This is a genomic window from Aquibaculum sediminis (genome assembly GCF_040712085.1).
In the GTDB taxonomy this organism is placed as follows: Bacteria; Pseudomonadota; Alphaproteobacteria; order Kiloniellales; family DSM-21159; genus Aquibaculum; species Aquibaculum sediminis.
The window spans coordinates 1-25,238 of record NZ_JBFCVK010000013.1 but is presented as its reverse complement, the minus strand read 5'-3'; the positions used below and the strand labels follow the sequence as shown (position 1 = coordinate 25,238).

At 67.0% G+C, this 25,238-nt stretch carries 24 protein-coding genes; 14 read left to right on the top strand and 10 right to left on the bottom strand.

From position 1 onward, the window contains the following. Window positions 1-170 precede the first annotated feature (170 nt). A complete protein-coding gene (locus ABZ720_RS16965) occupies window positions 171-665 on the top strand; it encodes a DUF892 family protein (protein WP_366556718.1) in 495 nt (164 codons plus the stop codon). Window positions 666-720: 55 nt separating this feature from the next. On the opposite strand, the gene ABZ720_RS16960 is transcribed toward ABZ720_RS16965, so the two are convergent. After that, window positions 721-1,419, bottom strand: coding sequence for a winged helix-turn-helix transcriptional regulator (locus tag ABZ720_RS16960; protein WP_366556717.1), 699 nt, complete (start codon window positions 1,417-1,419; stop codon window positions 721-723). 167 nt (window positions 1,420-1,586) lie between these two features. On the opposite strand from ABZ720_RS16960, the gene ABZ720_RS16955 reads away from it, so the two are divergent. The 10 genes from ABZ720_RS16955 (at window position 1,587) to ABZ720_RS16910 (ending at window position 12,541) form a co-directional block, all read left to right on the top strand. Beyond that, window positions 1,587-2,873: a hypothetical protein gene (locus ABZ720_RS16955; RefSeq protein ID WP_366556716.1), complete on the top strand. Its 1,287-nt coding sequence runs from the start codon at window positions 1,587-1,589 to the stop codon at window positions 2,871-2,873. 96 nt (window positions 2,874-2,969) lie between these two features. Then, on the top strand, window positions 2,970-3,632 hold the full coding sequence (locus tag ABZ720_RS16950) for a hypothetical protein (RefSeq protein WP_366556715.1): 663 nt from the start codon (window positions 2,970-2,972) through the stop codon (window positions 3,630-3,632). A gap of 161 nt (window positions 3,633-3,793) precedes the next feature. Further along, complete coding sequence (locus ABZ720_RS16945; protein WP_366556714.1) at window positions 3,794-5,008, top strand: CaiB/BaiF CoA transferase family protein; 1,215 nt, start codon at window positions 3,794-3,796, stop codon at window positions 5,006-5,008. A gap of 151 nt (window positions 5,009-5,159) precedes the next feature. Then, window positions 5,160-6,290: a Fic family protein gene (locus ABZ720_RS16940; RefSeq protein WP_366556713.1), complete on the top strand. Its 1,131-nt coding sequence runs from the start codon at window positions 5,160-5,162 to the stop codon at window positions 6,288-6,290. A 187-nt stretch (window positions 6,291-6,477) separates the two neighbouring features. Beyond that, window positions 6,478-8,007, top strand: coding sequence for a multicopper oxidase family protein (locus ABZ720_RS16935; protein WP_366556712.1), 1,530 nt, complete (start codon window positions 6,478-6,480; stop codon window positions 8,005-8,007). 8 nt (window positions 8,008-8,015) lie between these two features. Next, window positions 8,016-8,339 carry a c-type cytochrome gene (locus ABZ720_RS16930; RefSeq protein WP_366556711.1) on the top strand — a complete coding sequence of 108 codons (324 nt, stop codon included), beginning with the start codon at window positions 8,016-8,018 and terminating at the stop codon, window positions 8,337-8,339. After that, window positions 8,336-9,040 (top strand): phytochelatin synthase family protein, encoded by a 705-nt coding sequence (locus ABZ720_RS16925; protein ID WP_366556710.1) that lies wholly within the window; start codon window positions 8,336-8,338, stop codon window positions 9,038-9,040. Before ABZ720_RS16930 ends, ABZ720_RS16925 begins: the two co-directional genes overlap by 4 nt. Beyond that, a complete protein-coding gene (locus tag ABZ720_RS16920; protein ID WP_366556709.1) occupies window positions 9,037-9,522 on the top strand; it encodes a hypothetical protein in 486 nt (161 codons plus the stop codon). Before ABZ720_RS16925 ends, ABZ720_RS16920 begins: the two co-directional genes overlap by 4 nt. Continuing rightward, a complete protein-coding gene (locus tag ABZ720_RS16915; protein WP_366556708.1) occupies window positions 9,522-11,117 on the top strand; it encodes a GMC family oxidoreductase in 1,596 nt (531 codons plus the stop codon). Before ABZ720_RS16920 ends, ABZ720_RS16915 begins: the two co-directional genes overlap by 1 nt. After that, a complete protein-coding gene (locus tag ABZ720_RS16910; RefSeq protein WP_366556707.1) occupies window positions 11,114-12,541 on the top strand; it encodes a hypothetical protein in 1,428 nt (475 codons plus the stop codon). The genes ABZ720_RS16915 and ABZ720_RS16910 overlap by 4 nt, the downstream gene beginning before the upstream one ends. Before the next feature lie 144 nt (window positions 12,542-12,685). Here ABZ720_RS16910 and scpA read toward each other — a convergent pair whose 3' ends face one another. Together scpA and ABZ720_RS16900 are read right to left on the bottom strand one after the other, a co-directional pair. Then, the gene (gene scpA / locus ABZ720_RS16905) at window positions 12,686-14,842 is read right to left on the bottom strand and encodes a methylmalonyl-CoA mutase (RefSeq protein WP_366556706.1); all 2,157 of its coding nucleotides are present in this window, start codon (window positions 14,840-14,842) and stop codon (window positions 12,686-12,688) included. Between the two features lie 123 nt (window positions 14,843-14,965). Further along, window positions 14,966-15,862: a TIGR01459 family HAD-type hydrolase gene (locus ABZ720_RS16900; protein ID WP_366556705.1), complete on the bottom strand. Its 897-nt coding sequence runs from the start codon at window positions 15,860-15,862 to the stop codon at window positions 14,966-14,968. Between the two features lie 125 nt (window positions 15,863-15,987). Here ABZ720_RS16900 and arsC point away from each other — a divergent pair, with 125 nt between their 5' ends. Continuing rightward, window positions 15,988-16,335 carry an arsenate reductase (glutaredoxin) gene (gene arsC, locus ABZ720_RS16895; protein WP_366556704.1) on the top strand — a complete coding sequence of 116 codons (348 nt, stop codon included), beginning with the start codon at window positions 15,988-15,990 and terminating at the stop codon, window positions 16,333-16,335. A gap of 117 nt (window positions 16,336-16,452) precedes the next feature. After that, entirely contained in the window at window positions 16,453-17,169 is a 717-nt protein-coding gene (locus ABZ720_RS16890) for a GNAT family N-acetyltransferase (RefSeq protein ID WP_366556703.1), read from the top strand. Between the two features lie 27 nt (window positions 17,170-17,196). Here the strand turns inward: ABZ720_RS16890 and ABZ720_RS16885 are convergent, their stop codons facing one another. From ABZ720_RS16885 to ABZ720_RS16865, 5 genes are all read right to left on the bottom strand, one after another. Next, entirely contained in the window at window positions 17,197-17,874 is a 678-nt protein-coding gene (locus tag ABZ720_RS16885; RefSeq protein WP_366556702.1) for an RraA family protein, read from the bottom strand. A gap of 118 nt (window positions 17,875-17,992) precedes the next feature. Then, window positions 17,993-18,175 carry a hypothetical protein gene (locus ABZ720_RS16880; RefSeq protein ID WP_366556701.1) on the bottom strand — a complete coding sequence of 61 codons (183 nt, stop codon included), beginning with the start codon at window positions 18,173-18,175 and terminating at the stop codon, window positions 17,993-17,995. A 54-nt stretch (window positions 18,176-18,229) separates the two neighbouring features. Further along, window positions 18,230-18,529, bottom strand: a complete 300-nt coding sequence (locus ABZ720_RS16875; RefSeq protein WP_366556700.1) for a hypothetical protein — start codon at window positions 18,527-18,529, stop codon at window positions 18,230-18,232. A gap of 141 nt (window positions 18,530-18,670) precedes the next feature. After that, window positions 18,671-22,210 (bottom strand): hypothetical protein, encoded by a 3,540-nt coding sequence (locus tag ABZ720_RS16870; RefSeq protein WP_366556699.1) that lies wholly within the window; start codon window positions 22,208-22,210, stop codon window positions 18,671-18,673. Further along, window positions 22,210-22,977, bottom strand: a complete 768-nt coding sequence (locus tag ABZ720_RS16865) for a hypothetical protein (protein WP_366556698.1) — start codon at window positions 22,975-22,977, stop codon at window positions 22,210-22,212. The genes ABZ720_RS16870 and ABZ720_RS16865 overlap by 1 nt, the downstream gene beginning before the upstream one ends. 274 nt (window positions 22,978-23,251) lie before the next feature. Between ABZ720_RS16865 and ABZ720_RS16860 the strand changes: the two genes are divergently transcribed. Then, a complete protein-coding gene (locus ABZ720_RS16860; protein ID WP_366556697.1) occupies window positions 23,252-23,638 on the top strand; it encodes a PilZ domain-containing protein in 387 nt (128 codons plus the stop codon). Window positions 23,639-23,670: 32 nt separating this feature from the next. Here ABZ720_RS16860 and ABZ720_RS16855 read toward each other — a convergent pair whose 3' ends face one another. After that, a complete protein-coding gene (locus ABZ720_RS16855) occupies window positions 23,671-24,306 on the bottom strand; it encodes an FMN-binding negative transcriptional regulator (protein WP_366556696.1) in 636 nt (211 codons plus the stop codon). A 140-nt stretch (window positions 24,307-24,446) separates the two neighbouring features. Continuing rightward, window positions 24,447-25,079, bottom strand: coding sequence for a class I SAM-dependent methyltransferase (locus tag ABZ720_RS16850; protein ID WP_366556695.1), 633 nt, complete (start codon window positions 25,077-25,079; stop codon window positions 24,447-24,449). Window positions 25,080-25,238: the final 159 nt, after the last annotated feature.

Genomic DNA, 25,238 nt, shown 5'->3' with positions numbered 1-25,238 from the left:
GCACACTGCCTACCTTCAATCCCAGGCGGCAGAGAACTCTTTTCCCCTTTTGTTCGCAAGTCCCTCCCGTGCGAAAGAAGGCCGCGACTGCCTCTCCTGTGCGGAACTGCGGCCCGCACAGGCGATTTATACCGGAGCGAGGTCAGGCAAGGGCGAGAGGTGCGCAGAGCATGGTGATCAACAGTCCGCAAGCATTGCTACTGCACGAGCTGCGCCTGGCCGAGAACGCCGAGGAACAGCTGCGCGACATCATGCCGAGTCTGCTGTCCGCCACGCCCAGCTCCCGGCTGCAGCATTTGCTGGATCAGCGCCGCTGCGAAGGTGAACGGGTGCTGAGCGACATCCGCGGCTGCCTGGAACTCCACAGCGAGGAGGAGGGCCAGGTCCACAACGAACCGATCGCGGCCCTGGTGCAGGACACGCGACGGATGATCGCGGCAGCCGGAACGTCGGAGTTGAAGCAACTCGCAGCCGCGGCGGCCGCCCGCCGCCTGCAGCACCTTTGCCTCGCCGGCTGGGCCAACTTGCACCTGCTCACCACCCGCCTGGGCGATGAACCCGCAGCGGAGCAGCTCGCCAGCGCCCTGGAAGAAGGTCAGCGCTGGGACCGGCAGTTCGGGGATCTTGCCCTGCAGGCAAAGGATCCGGCTGACGGGGAGACATAGCGCGCAGCAGAACGCTCACCCTGCTCTTCTGTATCGGGGCCGTCCTCCATCCTGGCTAAAGCCGATCCTCGCCAACGGCGTGCCGCCTCGGCACCTCCGCCAGCAGATTGAGTTGCAGCCAGGAGGGGAAGTCCCGGCAGAGCTGCCTGGGTCCGTGCACCTCGATCCTGCCGTCGGCCAGGGCGCGGCGGAGTGGAATGTCGCCATACCAGACCAGGGTCACGGTGCGGCTGTCCGTGGTCACGAAAAGGTCCACCTCGAAGCCCGGGTCGGTGATGCAAAGCTCGACACCGCCAGCTTCCCCCACGATCCAGCGACAGCGCCTGGTCTCCGGCTGATCGGTGAATTCGAACTGGATCACCGTGCGCGCCGTTGGCATGCGCTCGCAATGCATGCGGCGGTGCATGTCCCACATCACGAGATCGGGATCGGCCCGATCCCTGCTGAGGGTGGCTGGCAGCCACTGCTTGCTCCAGCTTGCCAGGCTTTCGATGGTCGGCACCAGCGCCTGGCCGGCCTCGGTCAGCCGGTACTCGCTGCGCCTGCCGGTATATCGTTGTTCAAGAATTCCTGCGTTCTCGAGCTCTGTCAGCCGGCGCGAGAGCAGGGCCGGCGACATGCGCGGCACACCGCGGTGGATCTCGTTGAAGCGCCGACTGCCGAGACAGAGCTCTCGCAGCACCAAGAGCGTCCATCGAGCGCCGACGATCTCGGAGGCGAGCGCCAGCGGGCAGAACTGTCCGTAACCCTTCATGCCCCGGAATCCTTCCTGGCTTGATCCACACGCCGACAAAAAGGCCGATCGCTACAGATCCAGAAGTTGTCCGTGCCGCTGCCGCACTGCGACGCTGCATCCCGTCGGCGCTCGCGCAGCCGGCATCGCAAGCCACTCTACCTGAACCGCGCGACTGAGGCAGTGTCATGAAACACCAAGCTCCACTGGATCGGCTGCTCCGCTATCCCCTGCTCGAGGCCATTCTGGGACGCCGGGCGCGTCGCTTCGGCCTCGGCATGGAGATCACTTCGGGCCCACTTGCCTTTCGCTCTCGCCACGCTCCTTTGCCGCTGTCGGAACTGGAGCGGGCGGTGCTGATTGCCGCCGCCACGGGAGTGACCGGCTGGAGCTTCGGCGTGCCACACGGTCCCGACCGCCCGGAGCAGCACGCGCACTATACGCTGCGCTTTACCGGCAGGACGGCGCCGACCGCCGGTGGTTTCGGGACGCCGGCCCTGCTGTTTACCGACGACGAGGGCTGCTACATCACCAACACCCGCGACGTGCAGCCCGAACGCATGCGCGAGTTCGAGGGCATCCGCGACGATGCGGAGCGCATCATCGCCGTGGCCCGCGCTCATACCGTCAAGCTCTCGGACAGGCGCCTCGACCTGCCCGCCGCGCCGCCGCACATGCTGGAGCCCAATCTCTGGATGGCCAATGCGCCGGGGTCGACCCTTTTCATGCCCATTGGTGACGCCAGTGAGCAGGTACTGGCGCTGATGGCGATGGCCATCGGCAACGGCAACGTCCTCATGGATGACCAGTACGGGCGCCCGGCGGGCAACCTCGAGCCCTTCATCCGCAGCGGCCTGCTCGACGGGAACAAGCGCATGCCGCTGTCGGTGCTCCGGCAGTCCGCCTACGAAGCGAACTGTTCAGAACTCGCCTTCATGGGCCACAACATGGTGCTGACTCTGCAAGCCATGGGCCTGGGTGGTCTCTACTTCAACGGACTGAACCGCTGGAGCATCCTGGGCGCCTTTGCCGAACAGGGCGTGGCGGGCTTCGGCTTCCGCTTCCTGCGCGACGCGCGCTGGACCCTGCCCGATCCAGTCGGTCTCGACGGGGTCTACGAGGCGCTCTGCCCGCCCTTCTATTCGGACATGAGCGCGGCCGTGGCGGCCTTCGTGCAGCGCAAGTTCGGGCCCGGCGGCGCCTATGATCCGGCAACGCCCGGCGCCTGGAAGCATGCTGCGCGCGTCAAGGCGGGGGTCGCGCCCTACAGCGAGGCCTTCGTCGAGTGCCTCGGGGAAGTAGCCCGCTATATCCTGGAGACGGAAGGGCGCTTTCCCGGCACCTTCACGACAATCGTGCTGCCGGGCTTCGTGCAGGCCGTGCATCTCGACACGGCCTTCTACGACAGCCATTACCGCCAAGGTGCCTATCTCGATACCCACGCCGATCACATGCAGCACTGGCATGGGGACTGAGGACAAACGGCAACCGCCACTCACGCGCCCCTTCAGTCACTGCACACCTTGCTCTGCTCGCTTGCCGCTGCGCGCGCTTTGCAGCACACTTTCTGAATGGTCGTCGCCACTTCCTCTCTCCTCGGGCACAACCAGGGCCCGCCGCTGACCTCCTCTGGAGGCGGTTGGGCCTACTACTGCTGGACGCAGGCCCACACGCAGCAGAAGGCTAAGCTGCTGCCCCGGATCGCGACGCGGCGGGCACGGGCGGCAGCGGACTTGGGTCTGTCCTTCGCCGTCTTCAACGCGGCCATCCAGGACACTGGCCGCTGGCCCGACAGCCTGCTGTTCGGCATGGGCGGCACGCTGGTGCGGGGCATGAACGGACGCATCTGGGTGGATCGGCACGGGCGGCCGGAGCTGCTGCAGGCGCGGCTGGCGAAATTGGACCGACTGAAAGACTGCCGCATTCTCGTGCTGGGCGGCCACCCACTCGGCCCGCAGGAAGCGACGCTGCAGCCGGAACTCGATGCCTGCCTCGACAGCGTGGCGACGGCTCTGGAGGGCCGGCTGAACGACCGTCAGCTCGACCTGGAGGAACCGGTCAGCTGGCGCGGCCCCGATTCTCCGGCTGGAGGCGGCGAGGCGCTGCTGCGACGCCAGGGATTGGCGCCGGCCCAGGTCATCATGATCGGTGACGGCTTCCTGGAGCAGCAGCGGGCCGCGGCGCTGCGTCTGCCGGGCTTCGTGCCGGCAGACACCTACTTTGCCGGTCTGTGACAGACCTTCCGATCCTGTAGCTCATGCTGCCCTGCACCGGCACCGCAAGGCTGAACCGTAAAGCGTGAGGACATTCCCCGCAGCGCCTCCCTTGACCCCCGCTGGGGGGCGGGCGACAAGACGGCTCCGCTTTTCTTGAGACCCTCCAACGGCAGGCGCCCATGTCCGGACCCCTATCTGGCCTTCGCATTCTCGACCTCACGCGCATCCTCGCCGGACCGACCTCGACCCAGTTGCTGGGCGATCTCGGCGCCGACGTGATCAAGATCGAGCGGCCGGGCGAAGGCGACGACACCCGGCGTTGGGGCCCGCCCTACGTGAAGAAGGCCGACGGCAGCGACAGCGATGCCAGCGCCTACTACCTCTCCTCCAACCGCAACAAGCGCTCGCTCACCGTCGACATCGCCGCGCCCGAGGGCCAGGCGCTGATCCGGCGGCTGGCGGCTTCCTGCGACGTGGTGGCGGAGAACTTCAAGGTGGGCGGACTGGCCAAGTTCGGTCTCGACTACCTCGCCATGAAGGAGGTCAAGCCGGACATCGTCTACTGCTCCATCACCGGCTTCGGCCAGACCGGCCCCTATGCGCCGCGCGCGGGCTACGATTACCTGGCCCAGGGCATGGGCGGGATGATGTCGATCACCGGCGAACCCGACGGCCAGCCCATGAAGGTGGGTGTGGGCATCGCCGACATCATGTGCGGCATGTACGCCAGCGTCGCGATCCTGGCCGCGTTGCGTCACCGCGATCGGACCGGCCAGGGTCAGTACATCGACCTGGCGCTGCTGGACACCCAGGTGGCCTGGCTGGTGAACGAGGGGCTGAACTACCTGACCTCCGGCAAGGTGCCGCATCGCCGTGGCACCGAGCACGCCAACATCGTGCCCTATAACGTGCTGCCCTGCGCCGACGGCCACTTCATCATCGCCGTGGGCAACGACCGGCAGTTCCAGCGCTTCTGCGCCTTCGCCGGTGCGCCGGAATTGGCCGAGGACCCGCGCTTTCTCACCAACTCGCTGCGCGTGGCCAATCGCGATGCGCTCTATGAGCTGCTGCCGCCGCTCACCCGCCGCAAGACGTTGGACGAGTGGGTCGAGGGACTGGCGGAACTGGGCGTGCCCTCCGGCCCCGTCAACACCATCGACCGCGTCTTTGCCGACCCGCAGATCCTGCACCGCGGCATGAAGGTCTCCCTGCCCTTCCCCGGCAGCGAGACCGGCACCGTCGACCTGATCGGCAACCCCATCAAGTTCTCCGAGACCCCCGTGGCCTATCGCCGGCCGCCCCCGCATGTGGGCGAGCACAGCGAGGAGGTGCTGCGCGAGTTCGGCTTGTCCGAGGAGGAGATCGCCGAGCTGCGCGACAAGGGCGTCCTCTGAAAGCCAAGCCGGCCTGCGCGCTTGCGGTGATTGAGCGCGCTATTCGCCGCAGAATGTGCGGTGATTAGGCCGGTAATCACCGCAAACTTTGCGGTGATTGTTGCGGCCAAGGCACGCTCGATGCATTGTCACGCCAGGAGGCAATGCAACGATGGCCTATATCCACGAGCAGCCGGATTGGCCGCATTTCACCTGGGACAGCACCGCGCTTTCGCCCAGGCTCTCCGATTTGCGCTTCCGGCAGGGCGAGATTCTTGGCCGGATGCGAGCGTTGGGGTTCGCGCATCGGCAGGAAGCCAATCTCGGCACCCTGACCGATGACGTCGTGAAATCCTCGGCCATCGAAGGCGAGGCGCTGAACGCCGAGGAAGTGCGCTCTTCCATTGCGCGGCACCTGGGGATTGAGGCGGGCGGTCTGGTGCCATCGAGCCGGGCTGTCGACGGCATTGTCGAAATGCTGCTTGATGCCACGCGGAACTTCGCACAGCCCCTCACCCAGGAACGGCTCTTCGCCTGGCACGCGGCGCTTTTTCCCGTCGGTCGCAGCGGGCTGCGTCGGATCACGGTGGGTGCCTGGCGGCCTGAGACAGCGGGCGCGATGCAGGTCGTCTCCGGCCCGCCGGGGCGCGAAAAGATACACTTCGAGGCGCCCTCAGCGGACCGTCTGGAGAGCGAGATGGCGCGCTTTCTCGCCTGGTTCAACGCAGACTTGGCCCTCGACCCGGTGCTGAAAGCCGGGATCGCGCACTTCTGGTTTGTGACAATCCATCCCTTCGAGGACGGCAATGGTCGGATAGCGCGCGCCATTGCCGACATGTCACTCGCGCGCGCCGACGGGTCCCAGGAGCGCTATTACAGCATGTCCGCGCAGATCGAAGCGGAGCGAAAGGACTACTACAGCCGCCTCGAGGACCAGAAGCACAATGGCCTCGACATCACGCCGTGGCTGACCTGGTTTCTCGTCTGCCTTCGGCGCGCCCTCGAGCTGGCCTGGGTGACACTCGACGCAGTGCACCACCGCGCCACTATCTGGGAGACGGCAAATCGCCGCCCCCTGAATGAACGCCAGCAACTGGTGCTCAACCGCATGCTCGAACAGGGCTGGGAAGGCCACTTGACGAGCACGAAGTACGGCAAGCTTGCGAAGTGCTCCGCCGACACGGCACTGCGCGATATTCGGGAGTTGCTTGATGCAGGCGTGCTGGTCCGAAATCCAGGCGGCGGCCGCAGCAGCAGTTACAGGTTGCCGGACCGGGGTGAACTTGCAGAAACGGAACGGTGAGAGCAGCCGGCCCGATCTACCTGTCCGATTGCATGCCACGACCATTGGTTGGCATCCTTTCGTAAAGTAAACATAGCAAGTTGGCGGCGGGCTTGATTGGCCAAGACCGGGCCACTGCACACTTGCGCTCGACTGCGAGCGCTCATAGGATTCCTTCCCGGATAAAACGAAGTACTAAGGGGCGGGGATGGGCTTATCACGCCGCGGACTTTTGGCCGCCGGGCTGTTGCTGCCCGTCGGCGGACTTGCCTACTATCCCTTGAGGGGCCTGTCGGCCGCGGACGGTAGCGACACAGTGGAGGCGGCAAGCCCGCTCGGCCTGGCCGACGATCTGGCCAATCCCCCGGAAATTCACGCCAGCGAGGGCGTTCTGCGCGCCACCCTGCGCATGGCGCTGCAATCCGTGACGCTGCCGGACGGCGCCACGGAGTTGCGTAACTACGGCGCCCTGCCGGGCCCGACCTTGCGCGTTCACCCGGGCGACACCCTGGAGATCCGGCTCGAGAACCGCCTGCCGCCCAATCCCGACCGCGGCACGCCGGTGATGAACACCCCCAACCGCTTCAACAGCACCAACCTGCATTTCCACGGCTTCCACGTCAGCCCGCGCGGCAACAGCGACAACGTCTATCTGGAGATTGAGCCCGGGCAGACCTTCAACTACGTGGTGCAGCTCCCCGACGACCATCCCGCCGGCACCTACTGGTACCACCCCCATCGCCACGGCTCGGTCGCCGCCCAGGTCGCCTCGGGCGCCGCCGGCATGATGATCGTCAACGGCACCCTGGACGAGGTGCCGGAGGTGCGCGATGCGGTGGAGCGGATCCTTGTGCTCCAGGCCCCCATTGCCGTGGAGGGCGGGCTGATCGAATCCATGGATTCGATCTGGGAGCTCACCGCCGAGCGCGATTTCCTCATCAACGGCCAGTACCGCCCGCGCATCTATCTGCGCGAGGGCGAGGTGCAGCACTGGCGCGTGCTGCACGCCGGCGACGCACAGTTCCTGCCCTTCACGCTCGACGGCCTGACGATCCTGGAGATCGGCCGCGACGGCAATCCCCTGGACGAGCCGGAGGAAATGACCGAGGTCGACCTGGCGCCGGGCAACCGGGTGAACCTCATGGTCAAGGCCGGCAAGGCCGGCTACTACGAGCTGCGCCGCCCCGCCTTCCACCAGGGCATCCAGGCGCTCCCGGAGATGCATCTGGCCGACGTCATCGTGCTGCCGGCCGCTTCCGACCGGGTCGATCCTTCCATTCCCATGGCCACGGCCCTGCCCTCCGGTGTCCTGCCGGAGAACCGCATCCTCACCGAGATCACCGACGAGGAGATCGTCGCACAGCGGCAGTTCGTGCTCGGCACCCGCACGGTGGAGGGCATGTACAAGAACATGACCTTCACCATCAACGGCGAGGCCTTCGACCCGCGGCGCGACGACGTGGTGGCGAAGCTGAACACGGCGGAGGAGTGGGTTCTCATCAACGAGACACCCTTCCCGCATCCGATCCACATCCACGTCAATCCCTTCCAGGTGGTGGCGATCAACGGCGAGCCGGAAGAGTACAAGCACTGGCAGGACACCATTGCCGTTCCGGCTGCCGGGACGGTGACGATCCGCACGCGCTTCACCGACTTCACCGGCCGCTTCGTCATGCACTGCCACATCCTGCCGCACGAGGACCTGGGGATGATGCTCAACATCAACATCGAGGAGTGACCGGGGCCATGGCGCGACACGGCATCCTGCTGGCCGGCCTGCTGCTGGCCCTGAGCCCGGCAGCAGCGCTGGCGAACGACGACAAGAGCGCGAACGCCATGCCGGAGGCGGCGGCTTCCTGCCTCTCCTGCCACGGCGCATCAGGCCGCCCGGTGCTGCCGGAGGTGCCGATCATCGCGGGGCAGCAGCCGGCCTACCTGGAGCGCGCGCTGAAAAGCTACCGCGAGGGGCTGCGCAACGGCGGCCCCGCCCTGGTCATGTCCGGCATCGCCGCCGACCTCAGCGACGAGGACATCAAGGCCCTGGCCAAATGGTTTGGAGAACAACGATGAAAGTGAGCGTCCTTTCGGCCCTCAAGGGCGCGGCGCTGGGTGCCCTGCTCGTCCTGGCAGCGCCTGCGGCGGCGGAGCCGGTCTACCTCACCACTCCCGAGGGCGACGAGCGACTGCTCGCCAGCGAGCCGCTCAACGACTACATCGCTCTCGCCACCTACCTCGAGTACGAGCACATCCAGACCTTCTGCGCCCCGGCCACCATGGCCGGCGTGCTCAACAGCCTGGACATCGAGCGACCGAAGCCGCTGCGCATCTACCCCTTCGAGCTGTTCACCCAGGACTCGATCTTCACCAAGGAGAACCAGGCGGTGAAGGCTTACGCCAAGGTCGAGCACGAGGGCATGACCCTTGAGGAGATCGGGACCTTCCTCACCAACCTGGGTGTCGAGGCCGAGGTGCACTACGCCGACAAGCTCGATACGGACGCGCTGCGCCGGATCGCTCAGGACACGCTGGCCGATCCCGACGTCCGCCTGATCGTCAACTACACCCGCGAGGTGATCGGCCAGATCGGCGCCGGCCATGTCTCGCCCATCGGCGCCTACCACCCGGAGAGCGACAGCCTGCTGGTGCTCGACGTCGCCAAGTACAAGTATCCCCCCTCCTGGCTGCCGCTGGACGAGATGCTGGCCGCCATGCAGGCGGTGGACAGCGGCTCCGGCCTCGCCCGCGGCCTGGTGGTGGTGCGCACGCCATGAATGTCACCCGCCGCAGCCTGCTGGCCGCACTCGCCGCCCTGCCGGCAAGCCGCGCGCTGGCCGGTCCGCTGGGCAGCGACCGCGAAGCCGCGGCCTTTGCCGAGGTGATCCGGGCGGTCGGCGGTCTGAGCGCGATCCCCGACATCCTGGTCGAGGGCTGCGCCGCGGCCTTTCGCAAGCACTACGGCGATGCAGCCGTGCCGGCGCTGTTGCAGGCCGTTGCGGGGCAGCCGCTGGATGCCCTGGGCCCACCGGCCACCGCACAGACCGGGGTGAGCGACACTGACCTGGAAGATCAGCTGCGCTGGATTGCGGCCTTCCTCTACACCGGAGAGGTCACCCGCGACGACGGCAGCACGCGCGTTGCCTGGTATCCCTGGGCGCTGGCCTGGTCGGGTCTCGGCTTCGCCACGGCGCCGGGGCTCTGCGGCATGCCCTTCGGGCACTGGCAGGACGCCCCCGCCGACAAGGGGCCGGCCTGATGCGCGCCGACGTCGTCATCATCGGCGCCGGCATGGCCGGCGCGCACCTGGCCTATTCCCTGGTGCAGCAGGGTGTGGACGTGCTGATGCTGGAGGCCGGCCCCCGGCGTCCGCGCTCGGCCCACGTGAAGCATTTCTACGAAAATCCGGTGAAGGGCCCGCAAGCCGCCTATCCCAGCGCGCCCTCCGCCCCGCACCCGGAAGACGGCGGCTACGACGACTTCTACGTTCAGAAGGGCTCCATCTCCTTCATCGGCGCCTACCTGCGCCTGTTCGGCGGCACCACCTGGCACTGGACCGGCTTCGCCGACCGCCTGCGCCCCAACGATTTCCGCATGCGCAGCCGCTTCGGCGTGGCCGATGACTGGCCGCTCGGCTACGAGGACCTGTTGCCCTACTACGTGCAGGCGGAGCGGCGCTGGGGCGTGGCCGGCGACCCCGATCACGTCTGGGGCGCCCCGCGCGAGGAGCCCTATCCCCTGCCCCCGGTGCCCATGAGCTACATGGACCAGCAGGTGATCAAGGCGCTGGACCAACTCGGCCTGCACGCCGGCCCCTTCTCCCACGCCCGCAACTCCGTGGAGTTCGACGGTCGGCCGCCCTGCTGCGGCAACAACACCTGCGTGCCCATCTGCCCCATCGGCGCCAAGTACGACGCCTCGATGCATGCCGAGAAGGCCGAGGCCCTGGGCGCGCGGGTCGAGTGCGATGCGCTGGTCACCTTCATGGAACTGGACGAGGCGCAGCAGGTGCGCCGCGTGAAGGTGCGCCGCCCCGACGGGGAGAACTTCTGGGTCGAGGGCCGCATCTTCGCGCTCTGCGGCCATGCCATCGAGAACCCGCGCCTGCTGCTCAACTCCGCCCAGGAGGCCGCACCCCAGGGCGTGGCCAACTCCTCCGGGGTGGTGGGCCGCTATCTCCTGACCCAGGCCAATCAGGACACCTGGGGTCTGACGAAAGAGCCGGTCTTCCCCTACCGCGGACCGCAGCAGACCGCCGGCCTGATCGAACTGCGCGATGGCGATTTCCGCGGGGAAAAGGCCGCCATCGGCACCTCCTTCATGAACAGCGGCTGGTCAGGCAACAGCGACGCCACGGAGTTGGCGAAGAAGCTCATTGGCGAGGGCAAGCGCGGGCCCGAGCTGGCGCGGGCGGTGGCGGAGCAGGTCTCCCGCCACCTGCGTCTCAACTCCTCGGCTGAGATTCTGCCCGACCCCGACAACCGGGTCGAGCTGGCCGAGGAGCGCGACAGCGCCGGGGTGCCGAAGCCGCAGGTGACGGTCCACATGGACGACTACACCCGCCGCGGCCTGGAGGAGGCGGAGGAACTGAACCGCCGCATCTTCGAGGCGCTGGGCGCCACCGAGGTGCAGTCGAACGAGCCCTATCTCTCCAATGCCATCATCGGCGGCACGACGCGCATGGGCGAGGATCCAACGCGCTCAGTAGTGGGCACGCAGATGGTGGCGCACGACCACACCAACCTCTTCATCCTGGGCACCAGCACGCACATCACCGCGCCGGTCAACGCGCCAACGCTCACCGTCGCTGCCTTGGCCATCCGGGCCGCCGAAGAGGTGCAACGCCGACTGTGACACAGCGGGCTTCAGGCTTCGGAGTGCTGGCCTTCGGCGGCCTCGGCATGGCCGCCCTGCTGGGCAACGGCCTCAAGTCGGTCATCACCTCGACGCTCTTCATCTCCGAGGGGGAGTTCGCCAGCTTCCTCACCATCTCGGTCGAGCGCACCAACTTCATCGTCGAGCTGATCGTCGGCAGCATGGTGATCGCGCTCGCCCTGGCGCCACTGTTGATCACCCGGCGCCGGGCGCCCTATCTGGCGGCACTGGCCTCGATGCTGGCAGCGGCGGCCTTTGCCGGGCTCGGGCTGCTGTTCAACACCCAGCCGAGTCTGCCGGTGCGCGAACTCGGGGTGGCACTCTCCTTTGTCGCCGGCGGCCTCTCGCTCGGCCTGCTGGCGCCCCTGGCACAGTTCCATATCAGCGCGCTGGATGATCAGAAGTCCCAGGGCATGCTGACCACCCTCTGGTCCTTTGCCACGCCCTTCGCCTTCCTGGTCACGCCGCAACTGGTGAAGTACACGGCCCACGACATCGGCATCGGCAACTTCTTCCTGATCTTCGCCCTGCTGCCGCTGGCCTATCTCCTCTTCGCTCTGCCCTCGCTGCGGCGGATCGCCGGACGGGACCGCAACGCCCAGGCAAAACGCCTGGCCCTGGACCGGCGCAGCATCCTGTTCTTCGTCGGCAGCGTCCTCGCCTTCCAGATCGCGACCGCCCTGGGCACGCTGGTGGGCTGGAGCAGTGTGGCAACCGTCGCAGCGCTCGCGCTTTTCGCCGGAGCGCTCTTCGTCACCGCCAGCCACATGCACCGGGTCAAGCCGCTGTCCGGGATCCCCAACACGCCCCTGCTGCTCCTGCTCGGCCTCTTCCTGCTGCAGATACCCACCACGGGGTTCTTCGACACGGTCTATCTGGTGCGTCACCTCTGCAGCGCCAGCCTGATCGCCGACCGGGCCAGCATCGGCGCCCTGGGCCAGGCAGTGGCGGTGCTGCTGGCCGGTGCCCTGGTCGCACGCAATGCCGCGCTGGCGGTGCCGCTGATCGCCGCCAGCCTGCCGCTCGTGTTCCTCGGCATCGTGGGCTACGCCTTCTATCCGACGGTGCCGGAAGACTGGCTGTTCATCGGGGCACGACTGGCCACCAGTCTGGGCATGGGTCTGGTGACCGCCACCGTGGTGGTCACGGCGACACGGCAGGCCGACCGCTACGCCCTGCTGGCACTGCTCCCCGCCGGCGCCATCATGATCGGCACCGAAGCGGGTCTCGAACTGCTGGAGATTGCCTTCGCTGTCGCCAAGGCCTTCGGCGCCAACGATTTCGGCGCCTACCGACTGGTCTTCCTGCTGCAGATCGCCGCCGTCGCCGTAGCGGCGCTGCCGCTGCTGGCCGGGCTGCGGAGCCTGGCCGCCGGGTTAAGCGCCCGGCAACAGACCGCCTGAGCAGAGATTAGACCGGATCGCGTTCAATCTGAACCACAAGGGTTTCAGATTAAACGCGTGAATCCGGTCTAACATTAAAGAGATAGTGCAGATTCACGCGTTCCACTTGGATCGCAAAGCGATTCTAGTGGAACGCGATCTGCACTACTCGGCGCCACCCTGGGCCTTGCTGATCATCTCGAGAATCTCATGGGCCGCCTGGGGGATGTTGGTGCCGGGGCCATAGACCGCTGCCACGCCCTGCTCCTGCAGGAAGGCATAGTCCGCGGGCGGGATGACGCCGCCACAGACCACCAGGATCTCGCCCGCGCCCTCGGCGCGCAGCGCCTCGACCAGCGCCGGCACCAGGGTCTTGTGCCCGGCCGCCTGGCTGGAGACACCGATCAGGTGCACGTCGTTCTCGATGGCCTGGCGCGCCGCCTCTTCCGGGGTCTGGAACAGCGGGCCCACGTCCACATCGAAGCCGATGTCGGCAAAGGCGGTGGCGATCACCTTGGCGCCGCGGTCATGGCCGTCCTGGCCCAGCTTGACCACCAGCATGCGAGGGCGCCGCCCCTCCTCCTTGGCGAAGGCCTCGACCTCGTCTTGAATGCGCTTGAAGCCCTCATCGCCTTCCCAGGCAGCGCCATAGACGCCGGAGATCGAGCGGATCACGGCGCGGTGGCGGGTGAATACCCGTTCCAGTGCATCGGAAATCTCCCCGACCGTTGCGCGGTGGCGGGTGGCCTCCACCGCCAGTTCCAGCAGGTTGCCGCTCTTGTTCTCGGCCGCCTCCGAAAGACGGTCGAGCGCGACGCGCACCGCCTCCCCGTCGCGCTCGGCCCGGAGCTTTTTGAGGCGCTCCATCTGCTGCGACAGGACCTTGCGGTTGTCGATGTCGAGGATCTCCACCTCGTCCCGGGTTTCCGGGCGGTACTTGTTGACGCCGACGATGGTCTCCTCGCCCCGGTCGATACTGGCCTGGCGGCGGGCGGCGGACTCTTCGATGCGCATCTTCGGCATGCCGCTTTCGACCGCCTTGGTCATGCCACCCAGTTCCTCGACCTCCTTGATGAGCTTGCAGGCTTCCTGGGCCAGCGAGGAGGTCAGGCTCTCGACGTAGTAGCTGCCGCCGAGCGGATCGACCACGTTGGTCACCCCCGTCTCCTCGGCCAGGATCAACTGGGTGTTGCGGGCGATGCGAGCCGAGAAGGGCGTGGGCAGGGCGACCGCCTCGTCCAGTGCGTTGGTGTGCAGTGACTGGGTGCCGCCCAGCACGGCGGCCAGCGCCTCGACCGTGGTGCGGATGACGTTGTTGTAGGGATCCTGCTCGGCCAGGCTGACGCCCGAGGTCTGGCAGTGGGTGCGCAGCATCAGCGAGCGCGGGTTCTCGGCGCCGAACAGGTCCTTCATGTAGTGCGCCCAGAGCAGGCGCGCTGCGCGCAGCTTTGCCACCTCCATGAAGAAGTTCATGCCGATGGCGAAGAAGAAGGACAGCCGCGGCGCGAAAGCGTCGACCTTCAGGCCCTTGGAGGTCGCCGCGCGCACATACTCCAGCCCGTCGGCGAGCGTAAAGGCCAGCTCCTGCACCGCGGTCGCGCCGGCCTCCTGCATGTGATAGCCGCTGATCGAAATCGAGTTGAAGCGCGGCATCTTCTGCGCCGTGTACTCGATGATGTCGGCGACGATCCGCATCGAGGGCTCGGGCGGATAGATGTAGGTGTTGCGGACCATGAACTCCTTGAGGATGTCGTTCTGGATCGTGCCGCTCAGTTTCTCCGGCGGCACGCCCTGCTCCTCGGCGGCGACGATGTAGCCGGCCAGCACCGGCAGCACCGCCCCGTTCATGGTCATGGAGACCGACATCTCGTCCAGCGGGATGCCGTCGAACAGGACCTTCATGTCCTCGACGGAATCGATGGCCACCCCGGCCTTACCCACATCGCCGACGACGCGGGGATGGTCGCTGTCATAGCCGCGGTGGGTGGCGAGATCGAAGGCGACTGACAGGCCCTTCTGTCCCGCCTTCAGATTGGCGCGGTAGAAGGCGTTGGACTCTTCCGCGGTGGAAAAACCGGCATACTGCCGCAGGGTCCAGGGCCGCACGCTGTACATCGTGGCCCGCGGCCCGCGCATGAAGGGCTCGAAGCCGGGGAGACCCGGTTCGAACTGCATGGCCTCCAGGTCGGCCGCCGTGTAGAGCGGCTTGACCGCAATGCCCTCGGGCGTGTGCCAGACGAGGCTTTCCGGGTCGCCGCCCTTCAGCTCCTTGCCTGCCAGTTCCTTCCAGTCGTCGAGGCTCCGCTTGGGAAAATCGGCCATGGTCCTACCCGTCTTGAGGAAGCTGCAGTCTTGCCGGCATTTAAATCCTTGTGCCCCCGCCTGTCCAACGCCCGGCAGGGCGCACCCGCCTCACAGCGATCCGTCGGTGGCTTCGCCGGCCGCCTACCAGCGGAAGACCGGCAGGGTGGCTACGGGCTGTTGCTCGTCGGCGGCGAAGAGGCGCGCGAGCTTCTCCGCATCGGGCATGTCGCCTTCGCGGATGCCGAGGCTTTCGGCGTGAATGCCACCGGCGACCAGCACCCCGTCGATACCGGCCCCTTGCGCGCCGGCAATGTCGGTGCGCAGGGAATCGCCCACCGCCGCGATGCGCTCGCGCGGCACGTCCGGGAGCGCGGCGAAGCAGGTCTCGTAGATCGAGCGGTGCGGCTTGCCGTGATAGCGCACCGGCGCGCCCAGCGCCTCATAGTGCGCGGCAAGGGCCCCGGCGCAGATCTCGCGGTTGCCGCCGCGGATCACCTCCAGGTCGGGGTTGGCGCAGATCATCGGCAGGCCCAGCGCCGCCGCGGCCTCCAGTTCCTTGCCGTAGGTGTCGATGGTGTCCTCGGCCATGTGCGCGCCGGTGTTCAGCACGAAATCGGCCGCTTCCAGCTCCTCGACGAAATCCAGGTCGAGGCCCTCGCGCATGCCGCGGTCCCGGTCCGGGCCGAAGTGGAAGCAGCGGCGACCCAGGTCGCGGTAGAAGGCGTCGGGGCGGGTGGCCAGATGCTGCCAGGTGTCCTCGCCCGAGGACTGCACCTTGTCATAGAAGCGCGGCGCAATACCCAGTTCGTTCATCCGCGCCTCGACCTCGGCGGCCCGGCGCGGGGCATTGGAGAGGATGACGATGCGCGTGCCGCGGCTGTGCAGCTGCTCCAGGCAGTCCAGCGCGTGGGGGAAGGCGACGACGCCGTCGTGCAGCACGCCCCAGAGGTCACAGATCAGCGCATCATAGCGCTCGGCGAGGGAGGCAAAGCCGTCGAGAACGACCGGCCGGCCCGCAGTGGTTTCTGTCTGGCTCATGGGCCGAACTTCTGCCACAGCCCGCCCCATCCGAAAAGCCGCTTTGCCGGCACCGCGACGCAGGTCGCCCTTGCGCCAGACGCGCGAAGCGGGCTAGCTAACCGCCCGAAGCGGGAGTCTGGACCATGCCTGTCACGATCTACCACAATCCACGCTGCAGCAAATCGCGGCAGACCCTCAAGCTGCTGGAAGAGCAGGGGATCGAGCCGCGCGTGGTGGAATACCTGCGCACGCCGCCGGATGCGGAGACGCTGACGCACCTGCTCTCGCTGCTGGGCATGGGGGCACGCGACCTGCTGCGGCGCAAGGAAGCGCCCTACAAGGAGCTCGGCCTCGACGATTCGAACAAGGGCGAGGCGGAGATCATCGCCGCCATGGTCGAGCACCCCATCCTGATCGAGCGCCCCATCGTGGTCGGCCCCAAGGGCGCCGCCATCGGCCGCCCGCCGGAACAGGTGCTGTCGGTTCTCTGATCCGAAGGCCCCTGCCCGCTTGCTTTGGCGCCGTCTGCGCACGGCAAGTGGCTCTGTCGCCTGGGTGATCGAAAGGTTAAGGGGTGGGAAAGCCGCTTCCACCAGCCCGGAACCGCCATGCCCTCCCCGCGCATCAACGATCTCGGTCAGCCCATCGGCGAGCCCCTGCCCGACTGGGCGGCCCGCCCGCTGCCGCCGCGCAGCCCCATGGTCGGGCGCTACGGACGGGTCGAGCCGCTCGAGGCCGCACGCCACGCTGCCGAGCTCTTCGCCGCCAATGCCGCCGACCGCGAAGGCCGCAACTGGACTTACCTGCCCATCGGCCCCTTTGCCGAGGAAAGCGCCTATCGCGCCTGGCTGGAGACGGCGGCCGGGGGCAGCGACCCCTTCTTCCATGCCATCCTGGACGGCGAGAGCGGCCGGGCGGTCGGCGTGGCCAGCTATCTTAGGCTGCAGCCGGAGGTGGGGGTGATCGAGGTGGGCCACATCAACTTCGCTCCGGCGCTGCAGCGCAGCCGCCTGGCGAGCGAGGCCATGTACCTGATGATGCGCCGGGCCTTCGAGGAACTGGGCTATCGCCGCTACGAGTGGAAGTGCGATGCGCTGAACGCCCCCTCCCGCCGCGCAGCGGAACGGCTGGGCTTTGTCTACGAGGGCATCTTCCGGCAGGCGACGATCTACAAGCAGCGCAACCGCGACACTGCCTGGTTCGCGATTGTCGACCGGGACTGGCCGGCGGTCAAAGCCGGCTTCGAAGCCTGGCTCGACCCCGCCAACTTCGACGCGGAGGGGCGGCAGCGGCGCAGTCTTGCGGACTGCCGCGCCGCCCCGTGATCGGGCCGCACGGCCCGTCGATCCGCCTTACATGATGCCGGTGCGCCGGAAGACCTCCTGGGTGCTCACACCTTCTTCCAGCATACGCTGCACGTCCTGCTCTCCGGCCACCTTGGCCAGCGCGAGTTCCACGATCTCCGCTTCCACGGCACTGGGAATGATCACCACGCCGTCGCGGTCGCCCACGACGATGTCGCCCGGCTCGACCCGGGTGCGGTTGGGGAACTCGATGGGGCAGCGGTAGTCGATCACCCGGCCGCGCATGCGCTGGTCCTGGGCGAAGGCGCCGACGGAGAAGACCGGCAGGCCCTGCTCCAGCACGCCGGCGGTGTCGCGGTGGGGACCGTTCAGCACCGCGCCGGCGGCCCCCAGCACCCGGGCGCGGGTGCTCATCATCTCGCCCCAGAAGGCATAGTCCGGCGAGCCGCCGGTGGCGAGATAGACCTCATCGGCCTGCAGTTCGTCCAGCGCCTTGAACATCAGGCCGAAGGCCGCCGCCTCGCCGCTATGGCCCATCCGGTCCCCGGTGCAGTCGGCCTCCAGCACGGTCATGGCCCGGCCCACCACGACCATGTCGGGGGTCAGCGGCCGGATCTCCGGCGGCAGGAACTGATGGTGGTACCCGCGACTGTCCAGCACATCGCCGATCACCGCGCTGAACAGCTTGCTGCGAATGGTCTCCAAAAGCGCCTGTGACGCCGGCATCGCCTATCCTCCCCTAATCAATTTCTCTCGCCCGGCTCCATGCCTGTGAGTGGCAGGGCGGAACGAGGGTGGGCGGAGTATGGGAGGGCCAAGCCGCACCTGCAACAGGCACGAACTCTCAGGGGGCGCTGGTTGTCCGGTCAGCCAGAAGGGGTTCCGACGGCGGCAGAGCGCCGCCCTCGTTCTCCCAGTTCGACAGGCAGAAGCTGTGAACGGGCTCCATCGGCCCGTACTCGCGGGTGTCGCGCCTGTCTATCTCGTAGCGCGGGCGCAACCCTGCGCCGTCCGTCCAGAAAGTCATTGTCCTTCTCCTTTCCATCCACTCTATCCAGCCGCGCCCGCGTCAGGCCGTCTCCTACTGGCGCGGCAGCACGGCCAGCACGTCGGCAAGCGGCGGGTCGGGTGCCCGGCCGCGGCAGGCCGCCGCCTCGGCGGCACGCAGGGGACGCACCCAATAGAGCTTTTCGTCCTCGAAGGCGCTGCGGAAGCGCAGGGATTCATTGCCCAGACGGGCCTCTTCCGCCGGGCGCTCCAGGGCGGCCGCGCGCAAGCGTGCCAGGGCCGGGGTTTCGGCCTGCACCACGACGCGCTCCCACACCGGGCGGCCCTGCCAACGGGCGTCCTCAGGGCCGGCAACGGGATAGATCATCCACATGGGCTCGGTCTCCTTCTGCCGAACGGCCGCCACTGCGGCCTAACCCATAATGTGGTCACTCAGGAAGGTTATTGCGAGGCATTATCAACAAATGGCGACAAAGAGTCGCGCCTGCGTCGACCGCATCCCGCCAGTGCAGCGCTACTCGCCGCGCGTCGGCATGGTCACCCGCGACACAGTCCTGCCATCCAGCCCGACCAGGCGGCCCAATTCCGGTGCCAGTTCCAGGGTCAGGGGCTCGGCAAGTGCCTGGCCGGCGGGCAGGAAGAAACTGGCCCGCTTGGCGGCAGGGTTGGTGTAGAAGCGTGCCGCCACCGCATCCCCCTGCGCATCAACCAACCGCAATCCCCGCTCGAGTTCCTGGGGGCCGAGCGGTGCGGTGTAGGCCAGAGTGAGCGGCGCCCCCTCGGCCAGGGCCGCGCCGTCGGGCAGCGTTTCCAGGCGGATCTCGGGCACCAGGCTCTCGGCCAGTGACAGCGTGGCGCTTTGGAAGCGCAGACCGTCATGCACCGTGACCCGAAGCGTCGGCGCCAAACCCGGTTCCAGTAGAGCGCGCGGCAGCAAGGCAGCATTGCCCTGCTGCCGGAAGGCAATCCCCTGCCAAGGCGCAGTGCCGTTGGGGCTGTAGGCGAGGTCGTAGGTCAGGTCGGGATCCTGCATGCGCCAACCGACGAACAGGGCATTGGCGTCCTCAGCCAAAACCTGCGGGGGCACGGCGAAACTCGGCGCCTGGGCCGGCGCTTCCAGGCGGAGCAACTCGCGGCCTTCATTACTCACCACAAGCGAAGCCGCAGCGCTGCGCCACGGCAGGCTCACGCTGAACCAGCGCGTCAATGCTTCGGGCGCTCCCCCGCCTTCGCCCCAAATCTCGGGGTCGAGCGGGTCGTAGAGACCGAAGGTCACCTCCGCCAAGGGCGCGCCCCGCTCATCCAGAAGCTGCGCGCGATAGGGGCCCTCTGCGTTGGCCGGCTGCGGCGCCGCGCTCAGGTCCAGGGAGGTAAACTCGGCCGTCTCACCGTCAGCGGCAATGCGACCGCGCAGCACGAGGCGTTCGGCCGGCGCCTGCGGCAGGTCCACCATGCTGGTTTCCGCCGCAGCCGCCACACGATAGGGCTCGAGCGGCGCCGCAGATCCGAAGCGCACGGCATCGGTGCCCCCCTCGATCGAGCGAAGCAGGGTGCGGTACTCGGCGTCGGTCATGGACATTTCGCGCGTGGGGATCATGTAGGGCCACATCATCGGCACCAGGACCTGCCGGTGCTCGCCGTTGCCCTCGCTGGAGGACTTGTTGAAGCCCGAGAGTCCACCCGGGTCCATGCGCCAGGCTTCTATCTCGATGGGGGACACGTGCTTCATGCCGGGCGGGATGCGATCCGCATCGCCGGGATTGTGGGCCAGGCCATGTTCGTGGCCCAGCTCGTGCAGCAGGACCTGGGCCATGTCGTCGACCCCGCGCCAGTACTCGTCTCCAATGGCAACCAGGGCGGCGCGCATGCCCGGGACCACAAAGACCCCGGGATCGTTCTTTGCGCGCACCATGGACCCCACGCCGACGCCCAAGGCGTCCATGAAATCGCTCGGCACGAAGACCAGGAAGGTGTCGTTGGGTGACATGGTCCGTGCCAGGCGGTCGAGCTGCACCAGAAAGGCCACCATCAGCTTGCGGACCTGCTCCGCGAAGTCGGCGGCGTGCTCCTCTTGGTTGGGTATTTGCCGGCGCTCATGCTCCGGGATCACCTCGTCCCAGCCCAGCAGGCGCATGAGCGCGTCATTCTCCAGTGCGTCGTGCAGGAGGCTGCTCGACGCCTCTTCCCCGACCGGCTGGGTGCCGAAGACCAGGTCGTTGACCTTGAAGCTGCGAAGGCTGTCCGCCTCATTCTGCGCCTCGTCGTCCAGCAGGATGAAGCTGGCAGAGCGCGCCCGCACCGAGCGGTAGGGGAAGAACTGCGGCGCCATGACCCGCGCTGCGTCCAGTGTCGCCAGCATGCGCCGCCACTGCCCCGCGGGGATGCCGTCGCGCCAGCTTCCCACCATGGCCGCAGTGAAATGCAGGGTGTGCGGCGCCGGATCGTGGCGCCAGACTTCGACGCTTTTGTCGATCCGTCCCTCATCGGCGGCACTGGCCGACGGAAAGGGCTCGTGGGCGCGCGCCTTCACCACGATCTCGCGGGTGCCGCGCTCGGGCTTCCAGCCGAAGAAGTTGACCGTGTGCTCTGCCAGACGCCGTCGCTCCTCGCCGAACTCCTCATCGCGCCAGATCCGCACCACATCGGGAGCCTCGCGCGGCAGGATGCCGTACTGCCCCACCAGACGGGGGTGGTCCGGCGTGATCTGGAGCCGTGTGGGATAGCTGCGCGGTTGCCAGTTCTCGTCGATATCGTCGTGAAACTGCCAATCCAGATAGAGCCGGGTCAGGCTCGGCTTACCCCGGGTGAGCGGTGCGTCGCGCACCACCTGGAAACTATGCAGCCGCCCAGAGAAATCCTGCGGATTGTCTTCTTTCGCCATGTTGAGCAGGGTCGAAAAGCGCCAGGGTTCATCCTGCTGCAGCCACCGCTCCCCATCTGTGGTCGTCACCCCTTCCTCGCCCCCGGCGATGCGCGCCGCCATGACGATCCCGGAGCGCATCTCGAAGCCCCCGGTGGCCTCGAAACGATAGTTGGTCGGCCCATCGCCCTGCTCCCAGCGACCCTCCACTTCCAGTTCTTCGCCGTCAGCCGCCCGGGTGTACAGCCGGAAGCCGTTCTCCAGCGAGTCCGGGTCGACGGGCTCGCTGAAGGTCACCGCGATGCCCGGGTCGTGATAGTTGACGTTCTCGCGCCCCGGCGGGGGCTGCACCGCATCCACCCTCAAGCCCGGCTGGCAGAAGTCCGGCACCGCTTCCCAAACCTCGATGGGACAGATGTAGCCGCTGATCTCGGCCCTCCGACCGGTGGGCTGCGGGGTGACGTCCACCCCGTCCGCATACTCCGAGACGTAAGCCGTGAACTGGATGGCCGGGCCGGCGGCATGGCTCTGATCGACCCGCACGCGCCCGCCGTCCACTCGGGTTTCCGGCCCCTCGAAGATCGAGTCTCCGGTCAGGGACTCGAAGGTGCCGGCATGCAGCTGTTCGCGCGGGATGTTCCGGAAGCGCTCGCTGGCAAAGAGATCGTCGCTGATCGCCTCCAGGCCGGTGCCGCCCCGACCCTCGGCGTGATGGAAGAGCGCGTGGAAGATGTCGGGGCTCTCGTTCGGAACGGACGACCAGAAGAGGTGTGGGAAGTCGAAGCCCTCGGCCCGCAGGGGCGCGATCAGCTGCACCCGATCGCGGAAGACGATGCCGGTGAGCTGGCCCTGCCCGCTGTGCTCGGAGGACCAGTCACCATGCGCCCGCCAACCCCAGACCACGGGAATGGTCACCAGGGGCGGCAGGACCGCATCCTCCGCCCACTCGTTGATGAAAAGGCGCCAATCGTCGTAGTCCGGGGCCTCGACCCACTCGCCGCCGGCGATGTCCTCGATGGCCTGAAAGATGCCGCCGAGGGACTCGAGGTCCATCTCCGGCAGGTCCATGGCCGGCGGTTTCGGGACGTCCTCCAGCGCTTCCGGCGAGAGTGGCAGGGTTTCGCGCTGCGCCTGGACAGCGGTGGCCGCCAGGAGCAGCGCAGCGACCAGCCCTGCCGCCAGCCCGAGACGCATCAGTAGCGCTCCGCGAAGAGCTCCGTCTCGAAGGTGCCGTCGACCTCGACGCAGTCATCGGGGAAGGTGTTGATCTCCATCATGCTCGGCATCTCCACGCGGCAGAGGCGTGCGTTGAAGGTGCCGGCAGCGGTGCCGAAGGGCTCCTCAAGGCTCAAGTCGGTGAAGGTGATCTCGCCGTGGGCGTTCATGTCGGTATCGGTGGTATAGAAAACCGCCGGCATGCCGCGATTGCTTTCAATCACATAGAGGATTTCGGCCTCCATCGGCGCCCCGAGTTTGGCCTGCCACTCCTCCGGGCCGGCCCCAAACAGTTGGGGTTGCAGGGAGAGTACGCCTTCGGTCAGCAGCTTGTCGCTGGCCGGATCGTGGCCGGCGATGGAGACGTCGACCGTTTCCTGCAGGGCCGCGCGCTGCTGCGCCATGCGTTCCTGCATCAACTCCAGCATGGCCTGCTCCTGCGGCGACAGGCTCCCCTCTTCCTGCAACTGCGCAAAGGCATCGTCTTGCGAGCCACCGGGCATTCCCCCGGGCAAGCCGCTGCTCCAATTGGCGCTGGCCCCCGCCTCGCCGCCGGCGACGCCGTAGATGGTCACCCACTCCCGATCCTCGCCGTCCAGCGTGGCCCTGACATGGCCGAGGATCTCCACTTCGTCCGGCGCCTCGAAGTCGTGCTCGGGGAAGTTCATGTCCTGGGCCAGGGCCGAACCGACCAGCATTGCGGCGGCGAGAACGCCGGACGAGGAAAGCAGCGAGCGTCGCATCATTGGGATCATGGCCTCCTTGATCATTGGCACAGGGATCGAACGCGCGGGCGCCGGCCCGAAGCGGGTGCATTCGGGCCGGCGGAAAATTCAAGGCAGGCTAGCAAAGTCCCGCCCCCAAGGCCCCCTGCGTTCGAAGGGGCAGGGGCGATTTCCTCCGCTCGCCACTGCACTTTATGATTGTCTCATGCGCCGGATATGCCATGATCCTCCAGGGTCGATGAGAGCGGCCGGGCAGGCGGTAGGCTCGCGGGACGGGGCCCTGGGGGGCGATAGCATGAATGGGAACGATTTGACCGAGGACAGTCGGCGCTCAACGCGTCGGCGCACGCTGCTGGCGGCGCAGCTCACCCTGCGCGCGGACGAGCCGCCGCTCGACGCAATCATCCGTAACATCTCGCAGCACGGCGCACTGCTCCAGTTGGAGATGATCCAGGCACTGCCGGAGCACCTCCTCCTCTCTATCCCCAAGCTCCAGGTCAACAGCCGGGTGCGGGTCGTCTGGAAGTGCGGCCGCGAGGTGGGGGTGGAGTTTGCGGAAACACTCGCCGAGGCCGCCGGGGAACCCTGCGAAGTCGACCTGCTCCGCGCCCGGGTCGGCACCCTGGAAGCCACGGTCAAGACACTGGAAGCGCGCATCCGCGAACTGACCACACGGGTCTGACCCTCAGCCTCCGGCGCTATCCTGGGATCAAACTATCGAGGAATCAGCGCCGCCATCGCTCGATCGGTGGGGTCGTCGCTTTCGGCCAAACCGGCCGCCACACCAGCACGATCCGCGGCACTGCGGTTCTGGCTCAGCTTGCGCTTACCCTCCAGGCGGGTGACCGGCATGCGCAGGCCGACGATTCCACGCAGCTGTGCCTTGATGAAATCGGCCGGCGCGTCGGACACGGCCCAGGGCTCCGGGCGCGCGCCTTCCTGCAGATCGGTCAGGCGGGTGACCACCTCCAGCAGGCGGTCCGGATCCTCGAAGAACTCCACCGGGCCATAGGCGTGGACCGCCACATAGTTCCAGGTGGGGACCACCTTGCCGGTCTCGCGCTTGGTCTCGTACCAGGAGAGCGTGACGTAGGCATCGGGCCCCATGAACATCGCCAGCGCATCGCCCAGCGGCGGCTGGCGCCATTGCGGGTTCGCCTTCGAGAAGTGGCCGTAGATCACGCCCCACTCAGCTTCGCCTTCCCCTTCGCTTTCGTCGAGAAACAGCGGCAGGGGTGTGGCAAGCGGTCCCTCGGCCGTCGCGGTGACGAAATGCGCCAGGCGCGCCGCACGAATGGTGGCCCGGAGACTCTCGACATCCTCGTCGCGGAAAGCCGGTGGCGTGTACATGCTCTACCTCTTGGAATCCGATCCTGCTCGCCGAGACTTTGGCAGCGAAACCGGTCCAAGGGAAACGTCCGGTTCCAGTAATATGCAGGAACCAATCGCGATGCCATTCAACAGCAGACTGCCGCTTTCCGGCTTTGTGTCTATCCCACCCGCTTGCAGATCGCGAGCCTGCCGTTTCCGCCTCCGGAGACGCATTCCTCTATGGTGAAGCCCTGGTTCGTGATCAGCCTCATCGCGCCTTCGAACAGCGGGCGGGGGCAGCGAATGACGAACCATTCGGAAGCGAGTGACAGGGCGAAGGACAGGGATCGCTCGCGGACATGGTTCTCGAGGTGTTGATAGATGCCAAGGAAGAGGACGATGTTGTAGCTCTCGCAGAAGATCCTCCGGTCTCGAATGACCATCGGGCGGTTCAAGTCGACCACGTCGAACCGACAATTCCCGAAACCCACCCGCCTTCGGGCCGACTGAATTCGGCGCGCGCTCTCATCCACTCCGTGGACAAAACGCGCACCGTTGGCAAGAAAGGGCTGCAGCATCAGGCCTTCCGCGCATCCCAGATCCAGCACGGACCGCCCGGCCGCCCGCTGCGCGAGAGGCAGGATCGCTTCGAGACGCCCGCGCGGATCCTTCTTGCCCGTGAGGCCCAGTTTCAGATCCTTGTAATAATCGCCCTCCAGGCGGCGGGTGATAAACTCAGGCAGGACAACCCGACTGCGCTTAATTAGCGAGCGTGGCACATATCTATTCCCGTATAATATGAAGTAATTCAAGCTTTGACGTCTCTGTGCCAAAGGCAAGATAAGAAGACACTCGCACCTATATTGAAGACCAGAGTATCCGTGTTGATCAAGAAGGAAAGTTGACCCATGGACGCTGATCTCTGAGGAGGGCGTTTGCGAGGATCACGAGCTTGCGCATGATGGCTGTGA